The organism is Microbacterium sp. str. 'China', from assembly GCF_002993305.1.
In the GTDB taxonomy this organism is placed as follows: domain Bacteria; phylum Actinomycetota; class Actinomycetes; order Actinomycetales; family Microbacteriaceae; genus Microbacterium; species Microbacterium paraoxydans.
On record NZ_CP027434.1, the window covers coordinates 1,140,651 to 1,160,999 of the forward strand.

Annotated in this window: 22 protein-coding genes; 9 read left to right on the forward strand and 13 right to left on the reverse strand. The window is 70.2% G+C overall.

From position 1 onward, the window contains the following. The first annotated feature begins 17 nt into the window (after positions 1–17). The 3 genes from C6C15_RS05410 (at position 18) to C6C15_RS05420 (ending at position 2,621) form a co-directional block, all read left to right on the forward strand. The gene (locus C6C15_RS05410) at positions 18–1,064 is read left to right on the forward strand and encodes a 4-hydroxy-3-methylbut-2-enyl diphosphate reductase (protein WP_167627867.1); all 1,047 of its coding nucleotides are present in this window, start codon (positions 18–20) and stop codon (positions 1,062–1,064) included. Between the two features lie 2 nt (positions 1,065–1,066). Next, on the forward strand, positions 1,067–1,858 hold the full coding sequence (locus tag C6C15_RS05415) for an IclR family transcriptional regulator (RefSeq protein ID WP_105949482.1): 792 nt from the start codon (positions 1,067–1,069) through the stop codon (positions 1,856–1,858). Between the two features lie 235 nt (positions 1,859–2,093). Next, a complete protein-coding gene (locus tag C6C15_RS05420; protein ID WP_105949483.1) occupies positions 2,094–2,621 on the forward strand; it encodes a DUF6264 family protein in 528 nt (175 codons plus the stop codon). A gap of 64 nt (positions 2,622–2,685) precedes the next feature. On the opposite strand, the gene fbaA is transcribed toward C6C15_RS05420, so the two are convergent. Further along, positions 2,686–3,714 carry a class II fructose-bisphosphate aldolase gene (gene fbaA / locus C6C15_RS05425; protein WP_105949484.1) on the reverse strand — a complete coding sequence of 343 codons (1,029 nt, stop codon included), beginning with the start codon at positions 3,712–3,714 and terminating at the stop codon, positions 2,686–2,688. 187 nt (positions 3,715–3,901) lie between these two features. Here fbaA and glpX point away from each other — a divergent pair, with 187 nt between their 5' ends. Further along, positions 3,902–4,888 (forward strand): class II fructose-bisphosphatase, encoded by a 987-nt coding sequence (gene glpX / locus C6C15_RS05430; protein WP_060922697.1) that lies wholly within the window; start codon positions 3,902–3,904, stop codon positions 4,886–4,888. Positions 4,889–5,059: 171 nt separating this feature from the next. Continuing rightward, positions 5,060–5,347, forward strand: coding sequence for a hypothetical protein (locus C6C15_RS05435; protein ID WP_060922698.1), 288 nt, complete (start codon positions 5,060–5,062; stop codon positions 5,345–5,347). A 36-nt stretch (positions 5,348–5,383) separates the two neighbouring features. On the opposite strand, the gene rmuC is transcribed toward C6C15_RS05435, so the two are convergent. Together rmuC and C6C15_RS05445 are read right to left on the reverse strand one after the other, a co-directional pair. Then, entirely contained in the window at positions 5,384–6,652 is a 1,269-nt protein-coding gene (gene rmuC / locus C6C15_RS05440) for a DNA recombination protein RmuC (protein WP_105949485.1), read from the reverse strand. 51 nt (positions 6,653–6,703) lie between these two features. Then, complete coding sequence (locus C6C15_RS05445) at positions 6,704–7,297, reverse strand: exonuclease domain-containing protein (protein ID WP_083371038.1); 594 nt, start codon at positions 7,295–7,297, stop codon at positions 6,704–6,706. 59 nt (positions 7,298–7,356) lie between these two features. Between C6C15_RS05445 and C6C15_RS05450 the strand changes: the two genes are divergently transcribed. Both C6C15_RS05450 and ychF read left to right on the forward strand, forming a co-directional pair. Beyond that, a complete protein-coding gene (locus tag C6C15_RS05450; protein ID WP_105949486.1) occupies positions 7,357–8,097 on the forward strand; it encodes a class I SAM-dependent methyltransferase in 741 nt (246 codons plus the stop codon). 114 nt (positions 8,098–8,211) lie between these two features. Beyond that, positions 8,212–9,285, forward strand: a complete 1,074-nt coding sequence (ychF, locus tag C6C15_RS05455; protein WP_062766410.1) for a redox-regulated ATPase YchF — start codon at positions 8,212–8,214, stop codon at positions 9,283–9,285. A 111-nt stretch (positions 9,286–9,396) separates the two neighbouring features. Here the strand turns inward: ychF and C6C15_RS05460 are convergent, their stop codons facing one another. The 7 genes from C6C15_RS05460 to C6C15_RS05490 form a co-directional block, all read right to left on the reverse strand. After that, positions 9,397–10,725, reverse strand: a complete 1,329-nt coding sequence (locus tag C6C15_RS05460) for an NERD domain-containing protein (protein WP_105949487.1) — start codon at positions 10,723–10,725, stop codon at positions 9,397–9,399. A gap of 78 nt (positions 10,726–10,803) precedes the next feature. After that, positions 10,804–11,088 (reverse strand): hypothetical protein, encoded by a 285-nt coding sequence (locus C6C15_RS05465; protein WP_105949488.1) that lies wholly within the window; start codon positions 11,086–11,088, stop codon positions 10,804–10,806. Next, positions 11,085–11,579 (reverse strand): BLUF domain-containing protein, encoded by a 495-nt coding sequence (locus C6C15_RS05470; protein WP_060923505.1) that lies wholly within the window; start codon positions 11,577–11,579, stop codon positions 11,085–11,087. The genes C6C15_RS05465 and C6C15_RS05470 overlap by 4 nt, the downstream gene beginning before the upstream one ends. Next, entirely contained in the window at positions 11,576–11,833 is a 258-nt protein-coding gene (locus C6C15_RS05475; protein WP_199787695.1) for a hypothetical protein, read from the reverse strand. The genes C6C15_RS05470 and C6C15_RS05475 overlap by 4 nt, the downstream gene beginning before the upstream one ends. Before the next feature lie 84 nt (positions 11,834–11,917). Further along, positions 11,918–14,278 (reverse strand): glycoside hydrolase family 65 protein, encoded by a 2,361-nt coding sequence (locus C6C15_RS05480; RefSeq protein ID WP_105949489.1) that lies wholly within the window; start codon positions 14,276–14,278, stop codon positions 11,918–11,920. A 145-nt stretch (positions 14,279–14,423) separates the two neighbouring features. After that, entirely contained in the window at positions 14,424–15,476 is a 1,053-nt protein-coding gene (locus C6C15_RS05485; protein ID WP_105949490.1) for an SDR family oxidoreductase, read from the reverse strand. A 1-nt stretch (position 15,477) separates the two neighbouring features. Then, the gene (locus C6C15_RS05490; protein WP_060921366.1) at positions 15,478–16,359 is read right to left on the reverse strand and encodes a manganese catalase family protein; all 882 of its coding nucleotides are present in this window, start codon (positions 16,357–16,359) and stop codon (positions 15,478–15,480) included. Between the two features lie 194 nt (positions 16,360–16,553). Here C6C15_RS05490 and C6C15_RS05495 point away from each other — a divergent pair, with 194 nt between their 5' ends. Together C6C15_RS05495 and C6C15_RS05500 are read left to right on the forward strand one after the other, a co-directional pair. Next, entirely contained in the window at positions 16,554–17,951 is a 1,398-nt protein-coding gene (locus C6C15_RS05495; RefSeq protein ID WP_105949491.1) for a M20/M25/M40 family metallo-hydrolase, read from the forward strand. 144 nt (positions 17,952–18,095) lie between these two features. Next, a complete protein-coding gene (locus C6C15_RS05500; protein WP_060921364.1) occupies positions 18,096–18,665 on the forward strand; it encodes an alpha/beta fold hydrolase in 570 nt (189 codons plus the stop codon). 15 nt (positions 18,666–18,680) lie between these two features. Here the strand turns inward: C6C15_RS05500 and C6C15_RS05505 are convergent, their stop codons facing one another. The 3 genes from C6C15_RS05505 to C6C15_RS05515 all read right to left on the reverse strand — a co-directional run bounded on the left by C6C15_RS05505 (position 18,681) and on the right by C6C15_RS05515 (position 20,329). Continuing rightward, complete coding sequence (locus C6C15_RS05505; protein WP_105949492.1) at positions 18,681–19,343, reverse strand: hypothetical protein; 663 nt, start codon at positions 19,341–19,343, stop codon at positions 18,681–18,683. Between the two features lie 122 nt (positions 19,344–19,465). Then, a complete protein-coding gene (locus C6C15_RS05510) occupies positions 19,466–19,765 on the reverse strand; it encodes a hypothetical protein (protein WP_060921362.1) in 300 nt (99 codons plus the stop codon). A gap of 108 nt (positions 19,766–19,873) precedes the next feature. Next, entirely contained in the window at positions 19,874–20,329 is a 456-nt protein-coding gene (locus C6C15_RS05515) for a GNAT family N-acetyltransferase (protein ID WP_105949493.1), read from the reverse strand. Positions 20,330–20,349 lie beyond the last annotated feature (20 nt).

The window sequence follows — 20,349 nt, forward strand, 5'->3', positions numbered from 1 at the left end:
ATCTTCCCGCTCCTCGCATCCCACGAGTGCGCGCCGCGGCCGGGCGGCTTCAGGATAACCCGGTGCCCGGACACAAGCGCGTCCTGCTCGCCGCCCCCCGCGGCTACTGTGCTGGGGTGGACCGTGCGGTGGTCGCTGTGGAGAAGGCGCTGGAGCGCTACGGCGCCCCGGTCTATGTGCGAAAGCAGATCGTGCACAACATCCACGTCGTGACGGAGCTCGAGGCCAAGGGCGCGATCTTCGTGGAGGAGGTCGACGAGGTGCCGGAGGGCGCGCACGTCGTCTTCAGTGCGCACGGCGTCTCCCCGGCGGTCGTGAACGCCGCCTCCGACCGCGGTCTGCATGCGATCGACGCCACCTGCCCGCTCGTCACCAAGGTCCACCGCGAGGCCGTGCGCTTCGCGCGGGACGACTTCGAGATCCTGCTCATCGGCCACGACGGACATGAGGAGGTCGAGGGCACCGCAGGCGAGGCTCCCGATCACGTCACGGTCGTCAACTCTCCGGAAGAAGCCGACACCGTGCAGGTGAAGGACCCGTCCAAGGTGGTGTGGCTGTCGCAGACGACGCTCTCCGTCGACGAGACGATGGAGACGGTGAACCGACTGCGCACCCGCTTCCCCGAGCTGCACAATCCCCCGTCCGACGACATCTGCTATGCGACGCAGAACCGGCAGGTCGCGATCAAGAAGGTCGCGCAGGGCGCTGATCTCGTCATCGTGGTCGGCTCTGCCAACTCCTCCAACAGCGTGCGTCTCGTCGAGGTCGCCCTCGAGTACGGAGCCAAGGCCGCGTACCGCGTGGACTACGCCGAGGAGATCCGCCAGGAGTGGCTCGACGGCGTGGAGACGGTGGGCGTCACCAGCGGCGCGTCCGTCCCGGAGGTTCTCGTGCGCGAGGTGCTCGACGCGATCGGCGACGCCGGGTACCGCGACGTGGAAGAGGTCAAGACGGCGGAGGAGGACCTCATGTTCTCCCTGCCGAAGGAGCTCCGTCAGGACGCCTCGGGTCAGCGCGACGCGCGTGCCCTCGGCGGCCGCGCCTCCGCTGGAGGGGGTGCGTAGCGGTGAACGCCGCGGAGGCGGAGCCGACCCTCATCGGGTCCGTGCAACGCGCGCTCCGCCTGGTCGACATCGTCGCCAACTCCCCGCGGCCGCTTCCGGCCAAGATGCTCTCGTCGATCACGGGGCTCACCCCGGGAACGACCTACAACCTCGTCCGCACGCTCGTGCACGAGGGGTACCTCAGTGCCGAACCGGACGGGCTCGTGCTGGGCGGACGCTTCCCCGCGTTCCAGCAGGAGATCGACTCTCGCGGGGTGTTCCTGGCTCGGGTGCGCGCCGCTCTGCGCGCGGTCACCGAGGACGTGGGCGCCACGGCCTACCTCTCCCGGTATGCGGACGGGGAGATGCATCTCGTCGACATCGTGGACGCCGTGCGGAATCCGCGCATCGAGCTCTGGGTCGGGCTGCACGCCAGCGCTCACGCGACCGCTCTCGGCAAGCAGATCCTCGCGGCGCTCTCCGAGGAGGATCGCCTGGACTACCTCTCCCGGCACCGGCTTGAGGAGCTCACGCCTCGGACGATCAGCGATCGCCGGACGCTTCTCACCCAGCTCGAGCAGACACCGGGGTGGGCGATAGACCGGGAGGAGTATGCGATCGGAGCCACCTGTGTCGCGGTTCCGGTCGTCGCCCCCGGGGTGACCGCGTCGCTGGCCGTCTCCCTGCCCGCAGACCGGGCGGTGGTCAACCGCCGTCTCGTGTCGAACCTGCAGCGCACGGCGCGGCGGCTCTCCCTGCAGCTCGGGGCGGATGCCCTGGACACCGACGGTCCGGACGCCGAGTTCACCATCTGAATTCGTGGCCCTGGTGTGGGCATCGCGGGTTCCCTATGATCGAAGGCGTAGTGGCTGACAACGCCCTACTGATCGCCTACGGCGTCCCCAGCGCCGGCGACCAACGGGATGAGGAGCGTCCCCAGCGCTCCACGTCCGCGGCCCCGAGAAGTCCCCACTTCTCCGGGGCCGCTATCGGTTGGGGACCCGGTTTCCCTGAACGGGTGGGCTGAGCCTCGGCAGATACGATGGCGGGATGACCGACCAGCGCCCTCGATACGGGGAACTCGCCACACCAGAGGAGCAGCGGCTGGCCGCGGGCCTGCCCCCGGTGGCGGAGGTGATCGCCCCGGCCGCTCCGGCGCCGTCTTCGCCTCCCGCGTCGGCCGCCGCGAGTCCCGCACGCCCTCATCCGGTGGATCGGTTCGCGACGATCGCGCTGCTCGCCTACGGCCTCGTGAACGTCGTCGTCACCGGCCTGTCCTACCTCGACATCGTCCCCGTGATGAATCAGACCATGGGGATGCTGGGCATCGAGGGCGAGTTCACCAACTACGCCGCGGGCCGCACGTGGGGCACGATCGCGGCCGTCGTGCTGGCGGTCGGCTGGTGCGTCACGGCAGCCCTGTCGATCCGTCGCCTGCGTCGTGGCCGCCTCACCTGGTGGCTCCCGCTCGTCGGAGCCGTCATCACGCTGGGCATCGCCTCGTTCTGCCTCGTCGTGCCGATGATGGGCGACCCGGCCTTCATCGCCTACCTCGACCAGGCGACCGGGGTGCGTTGACCCCGAGCACGCAGACGAAAGGGGCCCGGCATGATGCCGGGCCCCTTTCGCGTGTCTGGTGGTGTCAGCTCTTCGACTGGCCGTACGAGCCGAGCTGGCGGGTGGACTCGACCACGCGGGCGGCCATGGCCGACTCCGCGATCTTGCCCCAGGCGCGCGGGTCGTACTGCTTCTTGTTGCCGACCTCGCCGTCGACCTTCAGCACGCCGTCGTAGTTCTTGAACATGTAATCGGCGATGGCACGCGTGTAGGCGTACTGGGTGTCGGTGTCGATGTTCATCTTGATGACACCGTTGGCGACCGCGAGGGCGATCTCCTCATCGGTGGAGCCGGAGCCGCCATGGAAGACGAGGTCGAGCGGCTTCTCGCCGGTGTTGTACTTCGCGGCGACCTCGGCCTGGATCTCGCCGAGCAGCTCCGGACGCAGCTTCACGCCGCCCGGCTTGTACACGCCGTGGACGTTGCCGAAGGTGAGCGCGGCGATGTAGCGGCCCTGCTCGCCGAGGCCCAGCGCCTGCACGGCCTGGTCCACGTCGGCGAACGTCGTGTAGAGCGCCTCGTTCGAGCCCTCGTGCTGCACCCCGTCCTCCTCGCCGCCGACGACGCCGATCTCGACCTCGAGGATGGCGTTGATGGCCTTCATGCGGGGGAGCAGCTCCTTGGCGATCTCGATGTTCTCCGCGAGCGGCACGGCCGAGCCGTCCCACATGTGGGACTGGAAGATCGGGTTGCGGCCGGCCTTGACCTCTTCCTCCGAGGCGGCGATGAGCGGCTCGACGAAGCCCGCGAGAGCCTCCTTCGGGCAGTGGTCCGTGTGCAGGGCGACGGTGACCGGGTAGTTCTTGGCGACCTCGGTGGCGTAGCGGGCGAAGGCGAGGGCGCCGGTCGCGCGGGCCTTGACCGTGTGACCGGCGAAGTAGTCGGCGCCACCGGTGGTGACCTGGATGATGCCGTCGGAGCCGGCCTCGGTCAGGCCCTGGAGGACGGCGTTGATCGTCTGCGAGCTGGAGACGTTGAACGCGGGGTACGCGAAGCCGCCTGCCTTCGCGCGGTCGAGCATGTCGGCGTACTGATCCGGGGTGGCGACGGGCATGAGAACTCCTGCGGTAGGTGAAGCCGGGACAGCTGCCACTCTATCGGGGCGGGTGTCCGGCTTCGGCAGGAGGAGTCGCGCGTCGGTGGTCGCCGTCCTTCGGTGGTGTTAAGAACCGCGATTTCTTCCTCGCGTGCGGGCGGAAAACGAGCCGAACGATCCCCTGCTCGCGGATAGGCTGGGGATCATGGTGAGTCTGACTGCCGACCTGAGCCCGCTGCGTCCCGACCGTAACCTCGCGATGGAGTTGGTGCGCGCGACCGAGGCGGCGGCGATCCGTGCCGTTCCGTTCATCGGTCGCGGTGCGAAGGAGGCCGCCGACGGCGCCGCCGTCGACGCCATGCGGGCGTTCCTCGGGACGGTCGACTTCCAGGGACGCGTGGTGATCGGCGAGGGCGAGAAGGACAACGCCCCGATGCTGTTCAACGGCGAGGTCGTCGGGACCGGACGGGGGCCGCTCTGCGACATCGCGGTGGACCCGATCGACGGCACGTCGCTGACCGCGGCCGGCCGGCAGAACGCGCTCTCCGTGATCGCCGTGTCCGACCGTGACACGATGCTCGACGCCTCCAGCGTCTTCTACATGGACAAGCTCGTCACGGGGCCTGCGGGCGTCGGCGTGGTCGACATCCGCCTGCCCATCGGCGAGAACATCCGCAAGCTCGCCGGCGCGCTGGACAAGCCCGTCGACGAGATCGTCGTCTCGGTGCTCAACCGTCCGCGGCACGAGCAACTCATCCAGGAGATCCGGGACGCCGGGGCCGGAACCCGTCTCATGAGCGACGGCGATGTCGCCGGCGGGATCAACGCCGCACGCCACGACGCCCGCACCGACATGTGCGTGGGCGTCGGCGGCAGCCCGGAGGGCATCGTCACCGCGTGCGCGATCAAGGCTCTCGGCGGCCACATCCAGGGTCGGCTCTGGCCCCGCGACGACGACGAGCGTCAGCGTGGCATCGACGCAGGTCTCGACATGGACAAGGTCTATGAGGCGGACGACCTCGTGCAGGGCAACAACACGATCTTCGTCGCGACGGGTGTCACGGACGGCCAGCTCGTCGCCGGTGTGCGCCGCGAGCGCGGTTACGTCTATACCGAGAGCGTGGTCCTGCGGGGCGCCTCCGGAACCCTCCGGCGGATCGCGTCCGAGCACCTCGTCTCGAAGTGGCTGTGACGGCTCTCCTGCCGGCATGATCGCGGGCAGGAATCTCGCCATCGTTACCGACCCGGTATCGCCTCCTCCACGGGTCGGCCCCGGTCCGGCCGGCTGCCGTGTCACAATTGTCACTGGGTTTGTCGCCGTCGACGGAGCCGCCAGGCACCGCAGGCACAGGAGGGCGAACGCATGACAACGCAGCACACGAGCGGCTCGAAGAGCGCCGCGCCGACCAAGATCATCACGACGAACACCGGACGCATCCTCCGGGTGAGCGCCGATGCGGAGGCGGCAGCCGTAGCCCCGCCGGCACCGGTCGCGCAGCCGGCCGTCGATCCGGCTCGCCGCGCCGACGTGCTGTTCCGCGTCCGTCGCGCCGAGGGGCACGAGGTGAGTGCCTGGTGGATGATCGGCGCCTTCCTCGCCACGAGCGGCCTCGTCATCGTGCTGCTCAGCGGCGTGCCCGGCGTCGCCTGACGCACGCACGGTCGGAACATCCGGTCGCTCTCGTCGTCACTGCTCCCGGTCGTGGAGCGCGGCGGCGTGGTCCAGTCGCGCGCGGACCTCGCCGACGTCGGCCTGCATCGCGTCGGCGGCCTCTTCGGCTTCGGTCGGGGCCAGAAGCTCCGGAGCGGTGAAGCGCCGCCCGTCCGCGGTGATCGGCGACGCCGGTGCCAGGGCCTCCGCATCGACGCCGGGGAACTGCCGGGCGGTCACGAGCACCCGCGACTCCAGGGACCCGGCGAAGCGGTTGTAGCTGTCGACCGTGCGCTCGATCGCCCGCCGCAGGTCGTCGGCGTGGCCCGCGAGGGTGCCGAGGCGCTCGTACAGCTGCGTGCCGAGCGCCAGCAGACTCCTGGCCTCGGTGGACACCTCTTGCTGGGTCCATGTGTAGGCGACCGTCTTGAGAACCGCCCAGAGGTTGACGGGGGAGGCGAGGGCCACGCGGCGGCTGAAGGCGTAGTCGAGCAACGTGGGGTCCTCGTCGATGGCTGCCGCCAGCAGCGACTCGCTCGGCAGGAAGCAGATGACGAACTCGGGGCTCGCGTCGAGGCCCGACCAGTAGGCCTTCTTGGCGAGGGCGTCGACGTGGGCGCGGACGGCGCGGACGTGCTTCTGCATGTGGGCGCGACGCTGGGATTCGTGGGTATCGCCGAGGGGGAGCGCCGAGGCCTCGAGGTAGGCGTCGAGGGGAACCTTCGCGTCGACGGCGATCGACGTGCCGCCCGGAAGGCTGACGACCATGTCCGGGCGCCCTTGGCCGCGGTCGGAGGTGATCGTCGCCTGGAGATCGAAGTCGACGTGTCTGGTCAGCCCCGCCGCCTCGACGACGCGCCGCAGCTGCGTCTCGCCCCAGACACCGCGCGTGGACGTGGAGCGCAGCGCGCCCGCCAGTGACTCGGTCGTCGCGCGGAGCGCCTCATCCGACTCCTGGGCGCGCCGAAGCTGCTCGGCGAGCGTGCCGAACTGTGCCTGCCGCTCGCTCTCGATCGCGGCGACCTTGGACTGCATCTGCTGAAGACTCTCGCGGACCGGCGCCAGAGCCTGCAGCACGGCGTTCTGCTGCTGGACGCGGTGTGCCTCCGCCCGCTGCTCGGAGCGGGCGTGCTCTACCGCGTCCCGATAGAGGTCGTACTGGCGATCGCGGTCGTCTCGCGCGGCCGCGAGCTCCGCCTGCGTGCGTGCGATGTCGGCGGCGCTGCGTGCGGCTCGCAGGAACCAGCCGAGAGCGACGCCCGCGGCGAGGGCCACGAGCAGGAGAACGATCGACAGGGCATCCATGGCTCCATGATGCCGGGGGCGACCGACATCGCCGGGAGGAAGCCTGGTGCGTCAGGCGACGGCGCGCTCCAGTGCCGGCACGGCGGGCTCGGTCACGCGGAGGCCGAGGGCGTCGGCGAGCCCGAAGACATCCGCGGCTCCGGCTCGCGCGGCCGCGTCCACGATGATCTGGGCACAGGCGAGGGCATCCGCCAGCGCGTCGTGATGCGAGAACTCCGCGTATCCTGCCGCCGCGGCGGCGAGAGGCAGACGGTAGGAGTCGAGCTGGTAGGTCTTCCGTGCCACCTGGAGGCTGCACAGCGACCGGTACGGCGGGCAGATCTGACCGGTGACCTCGGTCGCCCGCCGCAGGACGTTGAGGTCGAAGCCGGCGTTGTGGGCCACGAGCACATCGGCACCCGCGAAGCCGCACAGACGGTCGAACTGATCGACCCACGTCGCCGCCGACAGCACGTGCTCGGGGCGGATGCCGTGGATGCGGACGTTCCACTCCTGGAACTCGTCATGGCCGGGCGGAGGCTGGATCAGCCAGTTCGCGGTGGCGACGACCTCCCCGTCCCGCACCCGCACGAGTCCCACGGAACACGCGGAGGCCGGGCTGGAGTTCGCGGTCTCGAAGTCGATCGCAGTGAAGTCCAGTGGCACGTCCTCACTCTCTCCCGGGCCTCCGACGTCGCTGTGCAGGCTCGCCGTATGCTGGCCACATGGCGGACGAACTCGCGAGATCCTTCGGCGCGGCGGCCGGAAGCTACGAGGCCGGACGGCCCGAGTACCCCTTCGAGGCCGTCGCCTGGATGCTGGAGCCGATGGCGGACGGTGCGCGTCGGGTCGCCGATGTCGGCGCCGGTACCGGCAAGCTCACGCGGGCGCTCGTCGCGGCTGCCGACGCCGAGGTGGTGGCGATCGATCCGGACCCCGCGATGCTCGCGGCCCTTCGCGACGCCGTTCCCGGGGTGCCCACGTTCGTCGGGACCGCTGAGGAGCTGCCGCTTCCGGACGCGAGCGTGGATGCCGTCGTGTTGGGCCAGGCGTGGCACTGGGTCGAGCCGGTCGCCGCCTCGGCGGAGGTCGGTCGCGCGATGCGCCCGGGCGGTGTGCTCGGGCTCATCTGGAACCTCCGCGACGAGCGCGTCGACTGGGTGCGCCGGCTCACCGACATCATGCACGGCAGCAACGCCGAGATCATGCTCGCCGCGGGCGACCCCGTGGTGGCGGAGCCCTTCGGCGCTCTGGCGCAGGAGCGCTGGGAGTGGTCGCGCCCCATGACGCGGGAGCTCCTGCACCGCATGGCCGCGTCCCGCAGTGCCGTGATCACCGCCGACGAGGCCGAGAAGGCGCGGATCCGCCGCGAGATGGACGCCCTGTTCGACGAGCTCGGCCTGCACGGGGACGGTGTGATCGAGGTGCCCTATGTGACGAGGGCCTTCCGCGCGGTGCGCGACTGAACAGGCGTCCGCGCCGCATCAGGCACTTTTAACGCTCTGCCGCCTGATCCCGCGTGGGGGCCTGCCCGCGCGGGGGTGAGGCGGGGGAGAGCGGCGCAGGTAGACTCATACCCCGTGGCTCTCACTATCGGAATCGTCGGCCTGCCCAACGTCGGCAAGTCCACCCTCTTCAACGCTCTCACCAAGAACGACGTGCTCGCGGCGAACTACCCGTTCGCGACGATCGAGCCGAACGTCGGCGTGGTGAACCTTCCCGACCCGCGGCTCCAGAAGCTCGCGGAGATCTTCGGAAGCGAGCGCATCCTTCCCGCCGCCGTGTCGTTCGTGGACATCGCCGGCATCGTCCGAGGGGCGAGCGAGGGGGAGGGGCTGGGCAACCAGTTCCTCGCGAACATCCGCGAGGCCGACGCGATCGCCCAGGTGGTGCGCGGGTTCTCCGACGACGACGTGGTGCACGTGGACGGTGCCGTGAACCCGGCGTCGGACATGGAGACCATCAACGCGGAGCTCATGCTCGCCGACCTGCAGACCGTCGAGAAGGCCATCACGCGGTATGAGAAGGAGGTGCGGGGCAAGAAGATCGACCCGTCGGTCCTCGAAGCCGCGAAGGCCGCCAAGGACGCCCTGGAGCGCGGGATCCTCCTGTCCACGAGCGGCCTCGACCTCGAGCCGATCCGCGAGCTCGGGCTCCTGACCGTCAAGCCCGTCATCTTCGTCTTCAACGTCGACGAGTCCGTGCTGACCGACGACGCCCGCAAGGCCGAGCTCGCCGCTCTCGTCGCCCCGGCGCAGGCGATCTTCCTCGACGCGAAGATCGAGTCCGAGCTCAAGGACCTCGACCCCGAGGACGCCGCCGAGCTCCTCGCCTCGACGGGACAGGACGAGTCGGGCCTCGACCAGCTCGCCCGCATCGGCTTCGACACGCTCGGTCTGCAGACCTACCTCACCGCCGGCCCCAAGGAGGCCCGCGCCTGGACCATCCCCAAGGGATCGAAGGCCCCGCAGGCCGCCGGCGTCATCCACACCGACTTCGAGAAGGGCTTCATCAAGGCCGAGATCGTGTCGTTCGACGACCTCGTGGAGACCGGTTCCGTGCAGGAGGCCCGCGCGAAGGGCAAGGCGCGACTCGAGGGCAAGGACTACGTCATGCAGGACGGCGACGTCGTGGAGTTCCGCTTCAACAACTGAGGCGTACCCTCGCGCACTGTCCGTCGACGCCGAGTGCCAACACGCGAATCCCGTTCCCACCGGGACGGATCACGTACTCCCTCTTCGTTGATCTCCGTGACCATGTGATCGTCACGCGTCACGCGGATCTTCCGATTGCAGCGCCGCAGCGTCGAGCAGTTGGGTCAAAGTCTCGAACGTGATCAGGGGAGATTCCCCCTCCCACTCCTGCGCCGATGCATATGTCTGTATTCCTTCCACGACGACCAACGAGAGGTCGGCGTCGCGATGAAGTGCCTTCTCGACCCACTTTCGCTTCTTCCCCAGCGTGGTACGCCAGCTGTGGCTATCGGGTCCGAGCTTCTCTGCGATGTTCCGAATCCGACCCATCGAGAAGATGGATTTGCATTCCAACACGAAGACACCGTCGTCGCGCGTCGCGAGCACATCGATCTGGCCGGGGATCCTCTCGTTGCACCGGAGGCGCTCCTTGCCCCACTGTGTCGTCCACGTGCCCTTGTCATCCACCGAGCCGGCTCGAAACCCATGGGAGCGGAGCAGGCTCACGACCTTGTCCTCGAAAGGCTGCGAGATGACGTGTTCGCGGAGCGTGGTCTGCTGAATAGCAGCCAGGAGCCACGGTGCGAGGGAGTCCGCGAGCAGGTAGCAGCTCGTCCAGCAGACACCGGCGGAGTTGATCACCGGGTACGCGGCAACCTCGTCCTCTCGACTGATGAGGAGTGAAGTGATCTCCGCGTGCCCCAGCACGATCGACTCTCCGGTTTCGGAGTAGACCTGCGTGGAGAACTGCTCGGATAGGGGTGCGATATCCGGTTCGAACGGTGCCAGACGGATGATCAGCGACAGTCGGAGATACAGCGCCAACCAGATCGGACGTGCCTCGCCGGACGCCGGCAGCCGCGACAGATGAGGGAAATCCTCGGTGGAGAAGAGCTCTCCAGGGTCGGACTGCAGCGAGAGGATCTCAGCCACCGCGCGGATGCTGCCGTGCACGTCGTTCATCAGGGAGAGCGCGTCGGCGGTCGTGGGAAGGCTTGCTCCGCTGATCAGTATTGTGACGGTCTGGTCAGGGTCGGAGGACTGCCAGATCGGAGCGAGATCCGTCATGTCCGCTTCGTGACTGAGCCAGCAGGCCGACACCAGGTTCGCGACATCGACGAGAGCCCTGGAGCTTCCCTTGTCCGGCATCCTCTGCAGGAGCTCCAACGCTCGCTTCACGAATGGGCGGGCAGGCTCGGTCGGCTCCCTGAGCGAGTTCCACACGGCGAGCAGCACGACAGAGGCCCAACCCGAGTCGATCGAGGCGGCGAGCTCTGCCGCTCTTCCTCTGAGGAGGTCGACGTCGACCGTCTCATCTTCTCGCCTCCTCTCGAGCACCCGCGAAAGCTCCTCGGCGTCGCGGCGTGCGCGCTCTCCGATGAAACGGACCTCGCTCCTCATCGGGCTCCAATCCGCATCGCTATGCCTCGGGATATGGCCCACCCTACGGGTTCTGCAAGCCCGAGCGCGAGGAACCCGCTAGCGCCGCACACCTGCGTCCGGCCCGTGGCGGTCCTCGAACTCGCGGAGGGCGCGCCTCGCGCGGCGCGTCTCGACGATCCCGACGATGATCCCCGCCGCGAACACGATGATGCTGAGAACGCGCCACAACCCGGCGGGCGCATCGAGGAGGAACGCGACCGTCCAGCCCACCGCCATCACCGAGGAGAACACGATCGCGTAGACGCCCCAGTTCCGCCGCCGTTCCAGTGCCATGCGCTGCTGGATGAGCGACGGCTCAGGTCCGCCCGCGGGCTCGCTCATACCCGGAGCGAGGTACCCGCGCCGCTCGCGGCCGGAACCGGGACCGCAGCGCCGGAGCGGGTGCGGAACCACAGGGTGAGCTCGAACAGGGCGCGCTCCATGGTGGAGGTGTCCGCGCCGTCGACGAGGTCGTCGAAGGAGTCGCGGAAGCCCGTGGGGGCGGCGGTGCTCCCCGTACGGAACGACCGGTAGCCCATCGACCAGTCGGAGAAGAGCCGGGCGGTGATCGGCGTCTCCAGCAGGATGCGCATCGCGCGGTGTCGTGGATCGTCGGCGATCGAGTCGACGAGTCGGCGCACGGCCTCGACCGGTCCTTCGAGGATCTGGAGGAAGCGCCCGTCGCGGAAGAGGAGGAGGCCCGTGATGTCGCGCGCCGCGTTCGACCGGCGGCACTGCTCGAGGAGCTGCTCCAGAGCGGTCTCACGGAACGGCTGTGCCGCCGTGCTGGTGTAGACGAGGCGGAGCAGCCCGTCGGCCCTGGCCGCCGTCACCCCTGCACCAGCTCCGGGGTGCCGAGGGCGGCGTCGCCCTCCGAGGGGCCGGCGTGGGCGACGACGTCCGTGGTCGCGTCGCTCAACGTGGCGTGCAGACCGAGCGGCTGCGCGGACGCGGAGAACGCGGCGAAGCGGCCGTCGGGCTGACGGTCGACGTAGCCGAGGAAGTCTCCGCCGCGGCTTCCGACATGGAAGCCGTCCTCGACGCACGCCCAAAGGACATCCGATGCGGGGTGGGGGGAATCAGGCACGGCTCCACCCTACGGCGGGCGGCCGACATCGCCTCGGGCCTTGCGCTGACCCGCCTCGATATGGCACACGCACCGAACGCCGCCTCAGTCGCCGGCGCGCGGTCGTCCCGGCTCCCGCCAGCGCGGCGGCACCGGGGCCGGGGTGAGCGGCTCGACGCGGTCCGGCGTCGGCAGGCTCGACGGAACGCCGGCATGCAGGACGAGCTCCTCGCCGGCGTGCCGGATCGTCACCGGTTCGCCGGCGCTCAGCCGGTAGGTCGTCTCCGCCGGCGTGATGTCGACGTGCAGGATGCACCCGTGCAGCCGCACCCCGAACGCGAGACGGGTCACACCGTCCGGGAGCTGGGGCCGGAAGGACAGGCCGTCGTCTCCGTCCCGCATGCCTCCGTAGCCGGCCGTGACTCCCGTCCAGATGCCGGCGAGGGCCGCGATGTGCAGTCCCTCGTCCGTATTGCCGTGGAGGTCGTCCAGGTCGAGGGCCGCGAGCTCCGCGAGGTACGCCGATGCCAGCTCGAGATGACCCACCTCGGCGGCGATCACGGCCTGCGCGGCCGCGGAGAGCGAGGAGTCGCGCACGGTGAGGGCGTCGTAGTAGGCGAATGCCCGCGCCTTCTCCTCCCAGGTGAACTCCTCGTGAGAGGTGTAGAGCGCCAGAACGAGGTCGGCCTGCTTCAGCACCTGCTTGCGATAGAGGTCGAAGTAGGGGAAGTGACTGTGCAGCGGATACTCGTCGGGGCCGGTGGCGTCGAAGTCCCAGCGGGCGTGCGCGGTGAACCCCGCCGACTGGGAGTGCACCTGCCGCTCCTTGTCGTAGAGGACGGTCATGGCATCGGCAGCGGACTCCCACTCGGCGATCTCCTCGTCGTCCGCACCGAGATGGGCGGCGACGTCCGGGTGTCGTCGCGCGGCCGCCGCCGCGCCGCGGAGGTTCCGGCGCGCGGAGAGGTTGGTGTAGACGTTGTCGTCGACCACGGCGGTGTACTCGTCCGGACCGGTGACACCATCGATGTGGAAGCCGCCGGTCTCGTCCCACCGCCCGAGGGCCGCCCACAGACGAGCCGTCTCGACGAGGATCTCGGTTCCCGCCTCCCTCTCGAAGTCGCGGTCGCCCGTCGTGCGGACGTAGTGCATCACGGCGCCCGCGACGGCGGCGTTGATGTGGAAGGCGGCCGTACTCGCGGGCCAGTATCCGGAGCTCTCGCGTCCGTCGATCGTGCGCCAGGCGAAGGACGCGCCGCGCAGGCCGAGCGTGCGCGCCCGCTCCCTGGCGTGATCCAGCGTCGCATGCCGCCAGCGCAGTGCCTGGAGCGCGGCATCGGGAGCGGTCGAGGTGAGCACGGGGAGCACGAACGCCTCGAAGTCCCAGAACGTGTGGCCCTCGTAGCCGGAACCGGTCAGGCCCTTGCCCGGTACAGAGCGGGATTCGGCTCTCGCCGATGCCTGGAAAACCTGGAACAAAGCGAAGCGGACGGCCTGCTGCAGCCGCGCATCGCCGTCGATACGGACGTCGCCGCACTCCCAGTACCGATCGAGGACGGCACGCTGTCCCGCCACGAGCGCGTCCCACCCCAGGCGAGCCGCTTCCTCCACGGCCTCCTCCGCGCGGTCACGCAGCGTCTGCGGTGCGAGGGATGCCGACCACTCGTGTCCGACGAGTTTGACGACCTCGAGCTCCTCGCCGGGGGCGAGGTCGACGCGGATGCGGGTCCGCGACAAGTCGTCGTCGACCTCGGTCGTCACCTCCGGAGCGCCCTGCCCGGAAGCCTGCACGAGATGGTCCGTGCTCACCGCCACATGCAGACCGCTGCGGCGGGTGCGGTGCAGCAGCGTGCTCCGTGCGCCGCGCTCCGATGCCGCGACGGTCTCCAGCGGACGGGCGAGGAGTTCCTGCACCCGCGGATCGTCATGGGTCACGGGAAGCGGCTCGTTCGCGAGCACCTCGGACAGCACGGTGATCGCGAGCGGGGCGTCGAGCGCTTGCACCCGGTAGCGCACGGCGGCCAACGACCGGTGCTCGAGAGAGACCAGACGGGTCGTGGCGATGTGCACCCGACGCCCCTCCGCGGACTCCCAGTCGACCTCCCGGTGCAGCGTACCTTCGCGAAGGTCGAGGCGGCGGGCGTGGGCGTGGACCGTCCCATGCTCGACGTCGAACGGCTCGTCGCCGACCAGCAGGCGGATGAGCTGCCCGTTCGGCACGTTGATCACCGTCTGGCCGGTCTCGGGGTACCCGTAGCCGTCCTCGGCATGCGGCATCGGATGTTCCTCGAACACGCCGTTGAGGTAGCTGCCGGCGACACCCCGCGGATCGCCCTCATCGAGATTGCCCCGCCAGCCGATGTGGCCGTTGGAGAGACCGAAGACGGACTCCTCCTGCGCGAGATGGGCCGCGTCGACGCTCTCGATGCCGACCGCCCACGGCTCGACCGTGAAGCGCGCCGTCATCGGCGCGCCCCAGCCCCGAGGCTTCTGTCCGAGGAGGAGCTGAGGATGCCGAGGAGCATGGAGTTCCCTTCTGCCGGAGACCGTGTACCTCGACGGTATCCGCGCCGATGCACCGGCACGAGGGAGTTGCGCCGCGTCGACCCGGTCAGGTAGGCGGTCGGCGACGCGAGCGGCGCCAGGGCGCGAGCACCGCGCCGAGGAGGCCGACGACCGCTGCGGTCCGCCACCCCGGGTGCACCCGCAGCCAGGTGCTGACGCTGCCGCGTCCGCGGTGCGGCAGCCCGCCGCGCTGCTCGGTGTCGCGGAGCGGACCGACGAGGTTCCCGAACTGCGCCGGAGCGGCGACGGCTGTGTGCATCATCCGCGGCCCGAACCGGCCGAGGGCGGCATCGAGCACGCCCGGCATGACACGCTGGACCCCGGTGAGCAGCAGGGCGCCGCCACCGACGTGGATGGTGCGCGCGGGGTGCGCGGCGGCATGGAGGATCGCTCGTGCCACGGACCGCGGACGGTAATGCGGATGCGGCCCGCTCGGCCGAAACGCCATCCGGCTGCGGGCATGACGGTAGATCGGCGTGTCGATGACGGCGGGTCGGACCACCGTGATCGTGACCGGCGCGCGCTCGGCACGCAGTTCACGGCGCAGCGCGTCGATCGCTCCTTCCAGCGCGTGCTTGGAGGCGGCATACGCGCCGTGCCACGGCATCGCCACCACGGCCTCGGCCGAGCTCACGACGATGATCGTCCCTCCCGAGCGCCGGAGCGCCGGCAGCGCCGCCTGGACGCCGTTGAGCTGTCCGATGACGTTGATGTCGAAGACGCGACGGAACTCCTCCGGCGAGGTGTCGGCGACCGGGGCGTAGAGGAGCACACCCGCGTTGCCGACCCAGGTGTCGATCCGGCCGAACGCGTGCGTGATCTGGTCGACCGCGTCCTGCACCGCCCGGCGGTCGGAGACGTCGCACACGATCCCGCGGACGTCCCCGCCTTCCGCGGCGATCTCCTCGACCGTCTCGGTCAGCGCCTGCCCACCGCGGGCGAGCAGGACGACGGATGCCCCCGCTCGCGCGAAGCCGAGGGCCGCCTCCCGGCCGATGCCGCGGGAGCCGCCGGTGACGACGACCACCTGGGCGTCGAGGGGCGGCCGCCGTGCGCGTATGCGCGGCGACCGCCCCTTCCGCGAGAACGATGGCGGCATCTCACTCCTTGTGGAGCGCGTCCTGCGCGGCGCCGGCCACCTTCTCCACGACGTTCGGCAGCTCGGTCGTGCCGTAGAAGCGCGCGTCGGGGTGGGTGGGCGGAGGCATCTCGGCCGTGGTCGTGGGGCCCTCGTGGTAGCTGAACTCGCCGTATCCGTCCGGCGTCGGTCCGGATGCCCACGTTCCCTCCGCGGCGGCAGGGCCGTCGCTGAAGTTGAGGTACTGGTACGACACGTCGCGGTGCTCCTTGGACAGCGGGAAGTTGCTGGGCACGGGCAGCTTCTCGGCGCCCTCGGCCTTGAGCTCCTCCGCGGCGGCGAGCCACTGGTTCTGGTGCATGGTGTCGCGCGCCAGCAGGAAGCTCAGCAGATCGCGCACGCCATGGTCGTCGGTCATGTGGTAAAGCCGGGCGACCTGCACCCTGCCCTGCATCTCGGCGTTCGCATTGGCCATGAAGTCGGCGAGGAGGTTGCCGCTCGCGGTGATGTACGAGCCCTGCCACGGGTTGCCGTTGCTGTCCACCGGGCGGGCGCCGGCACCGGCGACGATGCCCTGCTGCACGTCCGTGCCGCCGACGATCGCCGCGACCGTCGGGTCGTCCTGCACGGCATCCTCCGTGATGCCGAGCGGGGACTTCTCGAGGAGCTGCGCGATCATGACCGCGAGCATCTCGACGTGGCCCATCTCCTCGGCCCCGATGCCGAAGACCAGGTCGCGGTACTTGCCGGGGATGTGCATGTTCCACGCCTGGAACTGGTACTGCAGGGCGACGGTGATCTCGCCGTACTGCCCGCCGAGGACCTCCTGCAGCTTGCGGGCGTACACGGCGTCCGGGGCCTCGGGCGTCGCGGAGAATTGGAGCTCCTGTCGATGGAAGAACATATCGAGCCTCTCTCTTCTGGGGATGGGCTGGCCATGCAACGCCCGGTCGGCCGATCCACTCAGGGCCTTTCCAAACCCGGAGTCGCCTGGGACAATCACACTCGGCACGTGAGGTGCCGCGCCGGTGTTAGCCGGTCGGCGGCAGCGCCGTCAACCCCCGCCCTCCTCGGCGTCCCCCCGGGCATGCTGAGGGCATGGGGGATCAGACGGCAGCCGCGGACGACGCGATCGGCGCGTTCCTCGAAGCCCGTCGGGACGAGATGGTCGACCGACTCTCCGCCTGGGTCGAGATCCCTTCCGTGTCGGCGGACCCCGAGCGTCGCATCGACGGCGTGCGGTCGGCCCATTGGATAGCCGCCGAACTGCGGGACGCGGGCTTCACGACGACGCGGCTCCCTGCGGGCGATGCGGTGACCGTGTTCGCCGAGCGGGAGGGCGCGCCCGGGGCGCCCACCGTGCTCGTCTACACCCACCACGACGTCCGTCACGCCAAGCCGGAGGAGTGGAGCGAGACGGCGCCGTTCATGCCGGTGCTCCGAGAAGGACGGCTCTACGGGCGCGGGGCGTCGGACGCGAAGGGTCAGGCGCTCGCGCACGTCTGGGCCCAGCGGGCGCTCGCCGCCGTGGACGGCCCCGATGCGGGGGTGCATCTCAAGCTGCTCGTCGACGGTGAGGAGGAGATCGGCTCCCCGCACCTCAAGAACCTCCTGGAGGCCGACCCCGATCGGTTCGCGTGCGACCTCGTGGTCTTCTCGGACACACTGCAGTGGGAGGTCGACTCCCCGGCTCCGGTGACCTCGATGCGCGGGACGCTGACCGCGACGCTCACGGTGCAGGGGCCCGACCGGGACGTGCACAGCGGCGCCGCCTCCGGCGTGACCGTGAATCCGGCCCTCGTCCTGTCCCGGGTGCTCGCGCAGCTGCACGACGAGGACGGAGGCATCGCGATCCCCGGCTTCCATGACGGCGTGGCCCCGCTCAGCGACGAGCGGGCCGCGGAGCTCGACGCGCTGCCGTTCGACCCGGACGACTGGACGCGGCGTACCGAGACCAGGGTCATCGTGGGGGAGAAGGGGTTCACCCCGAAGGAGCGCCTGTGGGTGCGCCCGGCCATCGAGGTGATCTCGCTGCTCGCCGGTGACCCGGAGGGTATCGAGCGCTCCGTCATCCCGCGGGAGGCCAGGGCCTCGCTGAGCATCCGGACCGTCGCCAACCAGCGCAACCATGACGTCGCTGACGCGCTCCGCGCCTTCATCGCCGACGTCATGCCCCGGGAGGCGACGTACCGTCTGGAGCTCGACGAGGACATCGCACAGGAGCCGTATGTCTCTCCTCCGGGGCCGTATCGGGATGCGCTGGAGCGCGCTCTCGCCCTCGGGCACGGCCGGCCGATCCAGGGGCGGATGGGCAATGCCGGGGGAGGACCGGCCGAGCTGCTGTCCCGGGAACTCGACGCCCCGGTCGTCTTCCTCGGAACGGGGCTGGCCGAGGACCACTGGCATGCGAGCGACGAGAGCATCGATCTGCGCATGCTCGTCCGCGGCGCCGCGACCCTCGCGCATCTGTGGCGCGAGCTCGCCGCCGCCTCATGACTCCGCCGGGGGATGCGAGGAGGAGGCTCGTCCCCCGGCGGGCTACGCTGGACGCAGGCGCCACCGCCCGGTGCCCGGTCGCAGGAGCCCGGCGCGGACGACGCCTGCGAACCTGACACCGACGGCTTGAGGAGAACGACGCCGATGACCGACACCCAGACCTTCGAGCCCGAGGGCCGCGCCATCCCGTTCGTCGACGAGGGCGACGGGCCGGTCAAGCTCGTGCTCATCCAGGAGCGTGGCCTGGCCGCCGACGTGCTCGGTGTGGTCGGTCACTACCTGGCCGAGGAGGCCGGATTCCACGTCGTGCGGATCGGCCATCGCGCGGATGACGCCGACACGTCGATCGAGGACCGCGTCGCGGACGCGCTCGCCGTCATCGACCACATCGGCCTCGGCGACACGTGGATCGGCGGACACGGCTTCGGCGGCACGATCGCGCGGTCGTTCGCGGTGGCTCATCCGGAGCGCGTGAACGGTCTCGCACTCCTCGGCGTGGAAGAGGTGGAGACGCCCCTCGCCCCGGTGATCCCGGTGCTGCTGATCCAGGGGACGGCCGACGAGGTCACCCCGCCCGCGAACGCCGAGAGCCTGCGCGCCACGGCTCCGGAGCGCGCCAGCATCAAGGTCGTCGAGGGCGGGGATCACCTCTTCCCGATGACGCACCCCATCGAGACGGCCGTCGTGCTCGAGGAGTACCTGGACTGGGACTGAGGGTGACGCCGCGGGTCAGAGGTCGCTGAAGTCGTTCGCGGGGACCATGATCTGCGTGACGGTGTCGCCGTCGAGCACGAACATCGTGTAGATGATCCCGGTGGAGCCCGGGCGGGTCAGGGACTCGGTGTCCGGGACCTCGCGCCCGCCGAGCCCGAGCTCGCTCGCGGTCTCCGGGTCCTCCGCATCCGTCAGCGCCCAGGCATCGGCGGCGCGGAGCTCGGCGCGGGTGCTGCCGACGCGGAATCCGTCCTCGGTGGCGATCGGGAGGCCCGCGACCTCGGCGGCGGTGACGGAGACGCTGGCCGGGGCCTCGCCCGTGCTGTCGGCCAGGACGCGCAGCCCCTCCCAGTCGTACGCCTCCAGCGTGGAGGCCTCGCCGGGGAAGATCTCCACGCCCTCCGGCTCGGGAAGCTCGCCGGTGACCTCCTGGAGGAGCTCGAGGAGGGCGGCGGAATCCGTGTAGTCAGCGCTCCGCTCTTCCGAGCCGGTGACCGTCAGACCGTCCAGCGACACGACGATGTGCGCGGAGGCGGTCTCTGTCGGCGTCGGCGATGCGCTGGTGGTCTCCGAGGGACGAGGGGACGCGGACGGCTCGGCTGAGGTCGCCGGAGCGCAGGCCGTCACGGCGAGCGCGGTGGCGGCGAGGGCGAGAAGGAGGGAAGAGGGTCGTCGCATGGTCCCGATGCTAGAGCGCTCGGGGCCGCCGCCGAAGGTGGCGCGGTTCTCGTTACCGGACCGTGCTCGGAGACGGACGGACGCCGCGGCCGAGGCGGCCGCGGCGTCCGAAGTCTGAGGTCTCAGGCGACCTGAGGGAGCACGGCGAAGGACACGGAGCCCTCGTCGTCCACGCCCGCGTCGAGGACCTTGTCGTCGAGCGCGGAGGCGGCGGCCTCGTCGAGGAACAGGCGCGTGCCCGAAAGCTCGACGACCTGGTCGGCGGGCTCCGGATCGGCGGTCACGGCGACGGCGAGACGGGCCGCGCCCGTGTCGTCCTGCGCCTCGGCGGTGTGGATGCGCAGCCCGGCGGCCGGCGCGTCGTTCTGCCGACTCACGAGGGTCGACACGATGGCGGTGGCGTTGTCGGTGAGGGTGAGCACGAGCTCTCCTTTCCGGTTGGGGCATGACGCGGTCGCGACATGTCCCGGCTACGATTCCCCATCGCCCCGGATCCCCTCGACCCCCTTGCGCAGACGGGGGCGCTGCCCTTAACCTCGCAGCCGCTTGCGGAGGAACACCTGGGCGGTGCCGTCGCCCTGCGGCACCCGTTCGTGCTCCTCGTAGCCGCAGGACTCGTACAGCCGGATGTTCGCTTCGCTGAGGCTTCCGGTGAAGAGCTCGGCCTCGCGGGCGTCGGAGGCCTGCTCCGCCGCCTCGAGGAGCTTCCGGCCGATGCCCTCGCCCTGCATGTCGGGAGCGATCGCGATCCGTCCGATCAGGAGCAGGTCGTCGTCCTCGACGAACCGGATGGCTCCGACCAGGCGGCCGTCGATCCGGGCACCCAGGCCGCGCTCTGAGGTGAGCTCGGCCTCCATCTCGGCGAGCGTCTGGGTCAGGGGCGGCATGTCGACGCTCCCGTAGATCGCCGCCTCCGACACGAAGGCCGCCCGCTGGATCGTGAGCACCTCGCCGGCATCCGCCGCGGTCAGAGGGGCGACGACCACCTCGGGTCGATCCTCCTGTG